At 48.1% G+C, this 258-nt stretch carries 1 protein-coding gene; it reads left to right on the top strand.

Annotated features, from left to right (window positions below; genetic code table 11):
- Positions 1–42: 42 nt before the first annotated feature.
- The coding region (locus STRDD13_RS08120; protein WP_197457187.1) for a hypothetical protein at positions 43–258 on the top strand (216 nt) is incomplete at its 3' end.

The raw sequence follows: 258 nt of genomic DNA on the forward strand, positions 1-258 counted from the left end.
CTATATAATAAGCTTGGAAATTTATTTAAAGGAGAAAACAACTTGAAAAACAAAAGGATTAAAGCTGTCCTCTTGAGTCTGGCCTTGGTCTTGGCTTTTGCCCTACCTAGCCTGGCCGTAGAGGCAGCGGATAAGTGGGTCGGAGACTGGTCCAACCTAGCTTCTGACCAAAAGGGTGGGGACAACCTAGCCTATGTGGACTACAGCAGTCTGACAGCCGAAGAACAAGCGACGATCCGTCAGTTGGGGGACAAGGAA

This window comes from Streptococcus sp. DD13 (assembly GCF_001578875.1).
Lineage (GTDB): Bacteria > Bacillota > Bacilli > Lactobacillales > Streptococcaceae > Streptococcus.